Origin of the sequence: Flavobacterium sp., assembly GCF_035456225.1 — a bacterium.
GTDB lineage: Bacteria > Bacteroidota > Bacteroidia > Flavobacteriales > Flavobacteriaceae > Flavobacterium.
The window spans coordinates 1-10,462 of record NZ_DATIDM010000018.1 but is presented as its reverse complement, the minus strand read 5'-3'; the positions used below and the strand labels follow the sequence as shown (position 1 = coordinate 10,462).

10 protein-coding genes are annotated in these 10,462 nt (G+C 37.9%); all 10 read right to left on the bottom strand.

Annotated features, from left to right (window positions below; all coding sequences use genetic code 11):
- Nucleotides 1–979: choice-of-anchor L domain-containing protein (locus VLB74_RS00920; RefSeq protein ID WP_325201590.1), on the bottom strand; the 979-nt coding region annotated here is incomplete at its 3' end.
- 15 nt (nucleotides 980–994) lie between these two features.
- Nucleotides 995–1,831, bottom strand: coding sequence for an ABC transporter permease (locus tag VLB74_RS00915; protein WP_325201589.1), 837 nt, complete (start codon nucleotides 1,829–1,831; stop codon nucleotides 995–997).
- Between the two features lie 62 nt (nucleotides 1,832–1,893).
- A complete protein-coding gene (locus VLB74_RS00910; protein WP_325201588.1) occupies nucleotides 1,894–2,790 on the bottom strand; it encodes an ABC transporter ATP-binding protein in 897 nt (298 codons plus the stop codon).
- A 65-nt stretch (nucleotides 2,791–2,855) separates the two neighbouring features.
- Entirely contained in the window at nucleotides 2,856–4,709 is a 1,854-nt protein-coding gene (locus tag VLB74_RS00905; RefSeq protein WP_325201587.1) for a BamA/TamA family outer membrane protein, read from the bottom strand.
- Between the two features lie 117 nt (nucleotides 4,710–4,826).
- Nucleotides 4,827–6,089: an alpha/beta hydrolase gene (locus tag VLB74_RS00900; protein WP_325201586.1), complete on the bottom strand. Its 1,263-nt coding sequence runs from the start codon at nucleotides 6,087–6,089 to the stop codon at nucleotides 4,827–4,829.
- Between the two features lie 110 nt (nucleotides 6,090–6,199).
- Nucleotides 6,200–7,258 carry a nucleoid-associated protein gene (locus VLB74_RS00895; protein WP_325201585.1) on the bottom strand — a complete coding sequence of 353 codons (1,059 nt, stop codon included), beginning with the start codon at nucleotides 7,256–7,258 and terminating at the stop codon, nucleotides 6,200–6,202.
- A 127-nt stretch (nucleotides 7,259–7,385) separates the two neighbouring features.
- Entirely contained in the window at nucleotides 7,386–7,937 is a 552-nt protein-coding gene (locus tag VLB74_RS00890; RefSeq protein WP_325201592.1) for an IS1096 element passenger TnpR family protein, read from the bottom strand.
- A gap of 86 nt (nucleotides 7,938–8,023) precedes the next feature.
- Entirely contained in the window at nucleotides 8,024–9,250 is a 1,227-nt protein-coding gene (locus VLB74_RS00885) for a T9SS type A sorting domain-containing protein (protein ID WP_325201584.1), read from the bottom strand.
- Nucleotides 9,251–9,325: 75 nt separating this feature from the next.
- Complete coding sequence (gene gloA2 / locus VLB74_RS00880) at nucleotides 9,326–9,715, bottom strand: SMU1112c/YaeR family gloxylase I-like metalloprotein (protein ID WP_325201591.1); 390 nt, start codon at nucleotides 9,713–9,715, stop codon at nucleotides 9,326–9,328.
- Nucleotides 9,699–10,328 (bottom strand): HPP family protein, encoded by a 630-nt coding sequence (locus VLB74_RS00875; protein WP_325201583.1) that lies wholly within the window; start codon nucleotides 10,326–10,328, stop codon nucleotides 9,699–9,701. Before VLB74_RS00875 ends, gloA2 begins: the two co-directional genes overlap by 17 nt.
- Between the last annotated feature and the right edge of the window lie 134 nt (nucleotides 10,329–10,462).

Sequence of the window (10,462 nt, the reverse complement as noted above, 5' to 3'; positions counted from 1 at the left end):
TAATGGTGTAGGTAGGGGAGCTCACATTGATGTAACCGGGAATCGGGTTTCCGTCTTTATACCAGGTATAACCCAGTGTGCCCGGAACTGTATAATCTGGAGAGATCGTTAACGTTTCTCCGGGACAAAGTGGGTTTCCGTCAGCTATTAAGCGGTCATCCCCCATGGCATAATCGTTGGTAAAGGTGTTTCCGCCTATAAAAATGGCCGAATCATAAAGATTATTTCCCTGATCGGCAATAACTAATTTTACATGATAGGTGACTCCGGGTTCTATGTCGGCCTCTGCATTCATTATCGTTGTCTGACCGTTATAATTGGTTGGATGGTTACTTCCGTTGAAAGCATCAAAATATTCAACATTGGCTGGAGGGCATATTGTTCCGGGCCCACGAACAGTTGTTACTTTTACCGGAATGGTAGTTTCGGGAACAACCCCCAAATTCTGGTAGTTGAAGTTCGTGCTTTTTCTGATAAGAAGGGCAAAACCATCAGAATAATTGCATTGATTGGAATTAGGATTCGATAAATATTGTTCTGATGAAAATATATAATTGAAACTCATGTAATTTGTTACCGAGACAAAATCAAATTCGACTATGGTGGCATTAATGGTGTTACTCTCCCCAATTGCCTGCTCCAAATTAGAATCTCCCGGCCAATTTGTTGGTCCTTCACTAAGTAATGTGGTGTTAGGCCCTACAGCAGATGAAGCTCTTCCTGTGGAAATAATCAATCCCTGACCCAGAGGAAATCCGGATGAATTGCTGTTAAACCATGCATAGCTTTTTTCACCGTTACCGAAATCCCATCCGGTAATTGAAACATTTAACGGTTCCACACAGCTCTCGGTGGTAAAAAGATCACGAACAAGTTGTTCCGGAGTCTTCGTGTTATCAATGGTTATGTTTTGCGCATTAACGACCGTGCCGAAAAGCAACAATAACAATGTCTGGTATTTGATGTAGGATGCATGCATAGTATCCCAAAGATACTACAAATCTCTTTTCTTAAGAATTTTAAACGACATAAGAACAAAAATAACTGTCCAAATTAATGTAATAAGGATTGGAAAAAAATGTACATCATAATCTTTACTATTTTCAACCCCGATTTGAGTACTCACGGTTTTGATAAAGCTCAATCTGCTGATAGGTTCTACAATCAGGTTGGACATTGATTCCAGAGGGAAGTACTTGAAAATTACAGAAGCTTTGTCGAAATCTTCGAAAACGAATTTGCCCATCAGTCCGTATATGATTTTCTCGATGAAAAACCAAAGCATTAAAAAACCGAGCGCAAAAGCAGATCGTTTAATTAATATCCCAAGGAACAGGCAGAAAGAAAAAAACGCCACCAGTTTTATAAAATAGGCGAACAGGTATTCTAAATCTGAAAAAACGATGCTTAATTCGTTATAGGAAGAAAACGAATACCCTAAAATGAGTGTGACAATAAAAACGAAAAGGGTTGAAATTCCGGCAAATAAAAGTACGGTAATGAACTTTGATAAGATGAATTCCTTTTTGCTCATACCGTCGATGAGGTTTTGTTTTAACGTTCCGTAACTGTATTCGTTGGCAATCATGGAGACAATTACAACAGCTAGGAATAGTTTAAGCCAAGCCACAAAATAGGTGTTGAAATGCCATATGTAAGGGAAGTTAAAAATACCGCTCTCTGCCGCATCGAATTTAAAAGGTCCTAAATCGAATTTTATGGAAGCTATCAACGAAATGAAGCAAATCAGTACAAAATAGGTTATTATCAGCACACGGCTGGCTCTGTTCTTCCAAAGTTTTTGTAATTCTATATTTAAAAGTCGTTTCATTTCGTATTCAGGAATTAGTCTGGCTGGTTTTTCGGATATAATTAAGGCTGTAACTCAAATCGTTATTTATGATTTGTCAGATGAAGGAACTGTTCTTCCAGACTGTGTTTGCGTTTTACAAGGTGTTGAAGGGAAATATTGTTTTGAAACAAATAACGGTTCAGTTCGGCTGCCTCTAAAGGGGATTTTAAAAACACGTATAATTTTCCATCTTCCTCATCAATTGTGTCAATTGCAGCATGGTTTTGGAGCAGCGTTTTTAATTCGGAATTATTATCGGATTGCAATTCAAAGAATCCTTCATTGGCCATGATTTCATGTACAGAGCCTGAATATAATATTTCTCCTTTTTGCAAAACAACTACATGTGTGCACACTTTTTCTACTTCGTCTAAAAGATGGGATGCCAATAAAATTGTTGTTCCTAATGAAGCGATGTATTTTATGATGTCGCGAATCTGTCGGATTCCCTGTGGGTCCAATCCGTTGGTAGGTTCGTCCAGAATAAGTATTTCAGGATCGTTTAACAGCGCGGAAGCAATAGCCAGACGTTGCTTCATTCCTAAAGAAAACGTTTGAAACTGACTGTCTTTTCGCTCCAAAAGGCCTACAACTTCAAGTTTTTCCATCACTTTATCGTAATGGATTCCTTTAATGTCACATACCAATTTCAGATTTTCTTCGGCTGTCATATACGGATAGAAATTCGGCCTCTCGATGATAGCGCCTACTTTCTTAAGAGCATGATGGGTGTCAGTTTTTCCTTCAAACCACATGAAACTGCCCGAAGTTTTATTGACAACATTCAGGATAATCCCCAAGGTGGTTGATTTTCCACTTCCGTTAGGGCCTAGAATTCCATAGACATTTCCTTTTTTTATTTCAAATGAAACGTTTTTCAGGGCCTGGATGTTTCCGTATTTCTTATTAAGATTATCGATTGACAGTATCGTCTCCAAAATAAATTCGTTTTAGTTATTTATAGGACGAATTATTGCTTGTTTTGTTACGGAAGGATTATGAATTACTGATAAGGAACAATTTCAGGTCTTCCAATCTGAAAATCCGGAAGCTCAATATTGTTGTTTTTATAGGCATTCGATTTGAAAATATGGTCGCCTCCTCCCGGAATGGTAGGGTAATAGGCAAAGGAAAGGATGAAGTTATTGAATACCATATAGTCGTTACTGATAATGAATCCTATACCAAATTTCGAATACAATTTATTCTGCAGCAGTGTTTCGGTGGAACTGCTTAACATTCCGAATTCCATATTGTAAAACGGACTTAACCTGAAACCATACCACTGACCCGGAACATAGGATTGGGTCTGAAAGGTGATAAGCATTTTCTTGCTCCCTTTAGCGGAAAGATTAAAACCTTCAATACCCGAGTTGCCTCCAAGATTAAGTAAATCTGCGTCTGTTGCCAGGCGGTTGTTCCCTATAGTAAACCGGGGCTTTATGAATTGTCTGAATTTCCAGTTTCCCCATTCGTACAACCGGGTGAAATAATTGATCTCGGCGTTAAAGGTGGTTTGTTCTGTATTACCATCATTAAAGAAACTGCCCAACTCAAAACTGGCGGAAAAAAAACCGAAGGAATAATAACCTCCAACAGAATACCTACCTCCAAAATAAACACGTTGGATATTGTTTTTATCTTCGATACCTCCCGTTATTGAATAGGTTTTTCCAATTTGCACATATTCGGGAATGCCATAGTTAAAAAGGAACTTATCCGCGATGTATTGTCGGGAAGTAACACCGAGACTGGCGAGATATAATCTTGAATTACTGAAATAACTTATGCTGTCATAGACTTTGTCCGGACTTTCAATATATTTCAGATTTCTGAAACGAGCTGTTGTCACAAGATTAGTAATGTGCTTTTCCTGTCTGGTTTTTTTGAAGATCCGCATTGCATATCCCGACCATAGATCTTCTGATTCAGATTTGAAATCAGTGTAAATCGGAATCCGGTTTATAGCTTTTATGGAATCTCTATAAAAACGTTCTTCAAAGGCGATACCTCCTGCCCATCTGGTGTAAGGAGAAAAGAAAGGACGGTTGAATCCGATGCTTTTTATATAATCATTGTTATATTCCTTGTCATACAGAATTGTTGTCCGTATAAACGTGTTTTTGAAGTTGGGAATGGTATAACGCATTTCATACGCGTTTTTATTATCGGAAAAACGCTGCTTAAAAATATTTTGAAATTCGTGGCCTAAACCAAAAAAATTGCGTTCAGTGATCTCAAGAGTGCTATGCGTGCTTGACAAAGAGCCGGACGGAATCAAACTCCAGGAATCTAAAACGGTGATTTCAATGTCGACCGAATCTTTGGAATTTGCTAAAGGGATAGGACGAATGGCTACTTTTCGGATATAACGCTGCTGTTGGATCAAACGCACGGATTCTTTTAGCAAGAGGGAATCAAGACGATCATTTTTTTTAAATAAAATCTGATTTCTTACCGTCCAGTGTTTTGTTTTAAGGTGGATCAAATTCCCCTGTCGTTCCGCCCACATTTTTGGATTTCTTTCCGATCCGTCAATATCAAATCCGAAAGGATCCAAAGTGTTAATGCTAATTTTTCGGATAATCTTCCCTTGGTAACCGGTAAAATTAGCACTGTAATTAGGCGCTTTATTTTTTTTGACGTCGCTTTTTTTGTCCGTTGGCCTAAAAATCAGACGATGAAGGAATCTGGTAAATTTTCTTCTTTTGGAATAATTTTCAATATTCTGAAATACTACTGCAGTCGAATCCCTTTTTACTTTTGTTGAATCTTTTTTTACAGGAACTACCTGTGCCTCCAGTGGTTGCCAGAAACAAAAAAGCAGAATGCTATATAAAAGTAACTTTTTGTACATAATTTGACCGCTGGGGAAATCGGTAATTAAAATTAGTCTATATTGTTATGTCTGGCAAATAAAAAAGAGATCCAACGACCTCTTTTAGCTGTAATTACTCCTTTTTAGGATGAACTCCTATTGTTTTGTAACAATGAAATTGAAGATGTCGTCAGTTACTTTCTGGTCAACATTCGATTTTACCAGGTATTCTTCGGGTTTGGCTTTTCCTGTTCCGCTCATAAATAAATGATTTAGTGATGGGTAACTGATGAATTTAGCCTTTTTGTTTTTTTGAAGTGCCGTTTTCCATAAATTAAAATCGGTCATGGTTACCTGATAGTCTCTTTCGCCCTGTAAAATCAGCATTGGGATTTTTACTTTTTTAACTTCTGTTGAAGGCTGATATTCCAACAATGATTTCCAATACGCTGCCGAAAGGTTAAGTGGCAATTTTTCTTTTGGCGATTCCGAATTAAAATCTTTAGAATTAAGAAATGCAATCTGTTCCTTTGTCTTAACTACTTCTTTGTTGAATTCTTCCGACGGATTCAGACTGTATAAATAATCGTATTGTTCAATGATAAGCTGATCTAAAGGTCGTGCGTTACCCGCCATAAGTACTATTTTAGAAACTTGGGTGGTTTTGTTGGCTATTTTAGGTAATAAATAAGCGCCTAAACTGTGACCTACCAAGATGATTTCATAGTCTTTAAAGTCAGGATTGGTTTTGAAGTGATTAACGATATTCAGTGCATCCACAACAACTTCATCGTCGATAGTGCTTTTATCTGAAAAAGACTCCGGATTTGAAAATGTTCTCTTGTCAAAACGGTAAGATGCGATTCCTTTTTGGTATAGGTTTTCTGCAATGTCTTTGAAAGGTTTGTTTTCTGCAATGGTTTCGTCCCTGTCATGTGGGCCTGATCCGTGCAAAAGAATAATCAACTTTTTGAGGTTATTTTCGGCAGGAACCAGCAAAGTCCCTTTCAATTCAATGCTGTTACTGGTTACATTGTATGTCTTTCCCAATGAAGGTTCTTTGTCGAATGGCTTGTGTGGAGCGAAAAAGAACCCCGCAATTTTATCCGAATTACGAAACGCAATTTTGATGTCCAGTTTCATTTTTTCAAAGTCGGAATAGTAATAATATACGCCACTTTCCTCGTTTATCTCAATAATATTTTTAAACTTGCCCAATTGCGATTCCAGCTGATTTATGGTTTGTTCCAAAATCGGAAGTGTAATCTGGCCTTTTACAGTTTCGTCGAAATAGGAGTAGGCTTTTTCATAATTTTTATCGACAAGTAACGTCTGAATGAAATCGCTGCCTGTTTTTTTGTTTTGTGAATAAGTCAATAGGGAAAGGGAAAATAAGACGATGGCAAGAAGTTGTTTCATGAGAAAATTTTTATAAGCGTAAAAATAATTATTATTCTGATAGTTGAAAGGTCATTTTTACAAAAAATCCCCGACTGTTCTCACAATCGGGGATTTTGTATCGAATCGTATTAGCTCTTTTGTTCTTTGTTGAAGTATACCAGATAATAGTACATCTGTTTTTCTTCGTCCCAGCCTTTTTCCACAAATTTCTCGGCACTTTCAGGGTTGATGAAATCCAATTTAATCTGGATGTTGGTATCCAGTTCAATTACGTTTTTCATTTTCTTACGCGCATCGGAAACCGCTGCATTGGCAATGGGGAAGGAAGTTAAATCTTCAATGCTGTATTTTTCGCCTTTATCTACCTTGAAGTTTTTGAATTCCGAAATCAAATCCGGATTGTCAATTACCTCATTAATGAAATTGGTTTCTTCAAAGTTGTCGTTTTTGGCGAAGTGATTTACCGCACGGTTCATGAACATTACCTCTTCTTTTTTGTCTTCAGCCGGAAGCACTACTTCTTTAGCAAAATCCTGGCAGAATTTAAGGTATTTTTTAGTGATGAAATTCTCATCCTGGAACGCATCTACCGAAAGGAAATGTTCTAACCAGTAACGGGCATCATAACGGTTGCTGTCTACAGTTAAGATTTTGTAACCTTCTTCTTTTTTATAGTTGAAGATCAGACAGCCTTTGTCTAATTTGTTCAGGCTGATTCCCTGTTGCAGGATCATATCTAAATTAGTGTCTTTCTCTTCAAACTGAAGGAAATCAGCTTTGATTTCACTTTTGAAAACACCAATGGCATCCACCACATTGTTGTCTATGGAAACGTTTGTCAAATAAGTCACATAAACTTCTCCGTTTTTAATGTGCGGATGGTTGGACTGCTCGAACAGATGGCGTGTGATTTTTTTTGAAACTTCATGTACACTGCCCGGATTAGCGAAAATCTCATTTGCATAATTGTACATTTCGTTGTAATCTAAATCCACATCGTGCGCAAACTGAAAGTAGTTCTCTTCTTTGTCTCTGAAAGGTTTGAAAAAAAACTCTTTTAAAAGCGGCATGATTTCGTCGTTCAGGTTGTATGGTTGTTCTGAAAGGAAAATCGCTTCGTTGCGGCTTTTGTTTCCAACGCGATGGATGGACAAATTGTCAATATGCGTATTAAATAGATTAATCATTTGGTGGTATTTTTAGATGAAAGAACCAAGAAGAAAGACTAATACTTAAATCTTGGTTCGTTTATTTTAATTCAGAAAATTTTTTCTCTAGTTTCTTCCTTCTTGTCTCTTGACTCTTGATTCTTTTTTAATTCCAGTTCTCTTCGTAACCAAAATCTTCAAAGGAATCATCGCCGTCGAACATGTCCATGTCTTCTTCATCGAATTCGTCTTCAAAGTCGCCATAAATATCGTCCTCGGTAACATCGGCACCTCTGAACCCGCTTGAACCCGCTTCCGCCGGTAATTCACCGTGAGAGAACAATAGGGCAGGATAGGTTTCGCCGTCTTCTTTGTCTTCTATGGCTGCAAGTTCCAGGAAGAATGTCCACATACTGAAGAAATCATAGATGTATACCATTTTGGTATTATCCTTATGCAATAAGTCATTGATTTTGAAATCAGCCATTGTTTTCATTTCCCCGGCAACATCACCGGTATCAAACATTGGGATTTCGTCATCTTCATTCCATGTCCAATCATTTTCGCAAGTGAAAAAAGAACCTGTTTCCGTACCGTCAAAGCCAAAAGCGTTAACGACAGCATTGTGCAAATCTTCTAAAGTGTCGTCTTCAAGAATTGCAATATCTCTGAAAATATCTTCCTCTGCATCGAGGATTACTCGGAATTTGTAAACCATGACCTTATCATTTTTTGAAAGGCCAAAGGTAGTCATATTTTTAGATTTCAGATTTCCGAAATGCGATTTGTTGATAAGATTTTCAGTTAGGATTTAATGAATTTATAAACAGACTGACTTTCAGTAACCACAAAATAGATTCCGCTCTGAAGGGTTGAAACATTTATTTGCCAATTGTTTTTCTGTTCGTCTGAACGGAAAATTTCCTGACCTAAAGTTGAGATGATTTTTATCGAAGTTGGCGAAAGCGTTTCAAAATTCAAAACCGAATGTGCCGGATTCGGATACAATCGGGCATCGTTTTGTTCAAAACCAATCGTTGATAAGGTTCCTAAATCGATTTGCTTTTCGATAATTTCTTCACAGCCGTTTCGGATTGCCTTTAATTTGATGATTTTAATTCCTCCAGAAGTGTAAATGTGTGTTGGGTTTTGCTGTATTGATGTGATTCCGTCTCCAAAATCCCAAAGCAATGAAGTATAGTTGTTTGAAGTGTTCGTAAAGCTGATGGAATTACCATTTACGACATAATTAAAACCGGAATGGAGATTATAAGTATTGATGCGCCACTGCGGTTTGTTAGGTAAAACGACCTGATCGGCAATGCTGTGAAAGTATTCGGCTGTGGCCTGAATTACGCCACCATAGGATGTTGTTCCTGTAACCGGTTCCTGAAATATTGCGGCAAACATGGTCGAAGCAATAAGATATGAGCCATTTAAATTAGGGTGAATGTCGTTATAACTTCCGTGGAGCAGTAAATCCTGTTGTACCGTATAGTGCATTCTTGCCGATTCCCCGGCGGGTACAAGCGGAAGATGTAAATTATCTGCCATTTTTGTGATGGAATCTTTGATTTGTGTCTGAACGGACTGATAAGTGTCATAGGTCGTTTCAGATGGGACCCCATACGGAATTTCATATAGGAAAACTTTAGCACACGGACTGTATTTTTTTATCGAATCAATAAGTTTCTGACCTCTTTCAATGGTTGTATTAACAGGCCAGGAAGCGCCTGCCGATTCGCCACTTCCGGGCTGTAAAACGACTGCATCCCATACTGTGTTTCTGAAAAGGTTGTAGAGGTTAGAATCCGTAACATGATTTACAAATCCGGCGCCACCAACGGTATGCATTTGCGTAGCGACATTTTTTCCTTTGTTGTTAGCGATGTCACGAAACAAGATCGGCATATCATTAAAATAAGTAATACTGTTACCTACAAAAAGGATGTTTTTTTGAGGATTTTGGGAAAAACCGATTGCTGATAAAAGCAAAAACGGAATTAGGAAGATTGGTAATTTTAGTTTCATTGGTTTAGTTTAACAGTTTGGGTGTTACAATTTTAATAATTTTATTTGTAAACTGTTATAAAACAATGAAATAATTTATTTTTCATAGAATTCAATAGGCAAATCATCCGGGTCGGCAAAGAAGAAAAAACGTTTGTCAGTGTATTCGTCAACACGGATGGTTTCGGCTTCAATTCCGTTCGAAAGGATAAAATGCCTTGCCTTTTCAATGTCATCCACTTCAAAGGCGAGATGTCTCATTCCTGTAGCTTCCGGTCGTGAAACACGTTTTGGAGGATTTGGGAACGAAAAAAGCTCCACTATATAATTTCCGTTTAAAGACAGGTCAAGTTTATAAGACAGCCGTTCTTCCCGATATACTTCCTGAATAATTTCCAAACCTAAAATATCAGTATAGAAGCGTTTCGATTTTTCGTAATCAGAACAGATAATGGCGATATGGTGAATTTTATTCAGTTTCAGCATTGTCATGATTGTCTTTATTCGTTTTGAGATGACCTGAAATTCTCTTTTTCAGTTTGGTGAACTTGTTGTTGGTTGGATAGTGACGGTTTGTGGTCATGTTGTTGAATATCAAAGCGACTATCAAAAGAATCAGCGCGCCACTCAACACAGGAGAAATTACATACCAGTATCCTAATTTTAAAATAGCAGGCGAACCGGTAACGGCAATCAGAGCGGTGGCTCCTCCCGGAGGATGTAAGGTTTTGGTAATTTGCATTAATACAATGGAAGAGGCAACGGCAAAAGCAGAAGCCAGCCAGATCATATCAGGAAAAAGTTTGACTGCGGTAACTCCCACAAAGGCAGAAATCATGTGTCCGCCAATAAGGTTACGCGGTTGTGCAAGCGGACTTTGGATCACACCATAAACCAAAACACAAGATGCGCCAAAGGAACCGATCAGAAATACGAAATCTTCTTTCGGAACCGCATTGTATTGCAGATAAGCGATAATTCCCATTCCGACAAAAGCACCTATGAAGGCCCAAAAGTGCTCTTTGAAATCAACAAGTGTTTCCTTATACAGTACGTATTTGGCTTTTCGGTAGTTGCGTTTGATGTGTTTGGTGGGCATAATTAAGAAACGGTTTTTGGCTGATAGGTATAAACGGTATATGGATAAATAAGTTTTGCTGTAGTTTTGGAAACCAGACAAACTATTAAAATCGGGAAGAATAAGGTATAGTCGTTTATCAATCCGCAAATCAG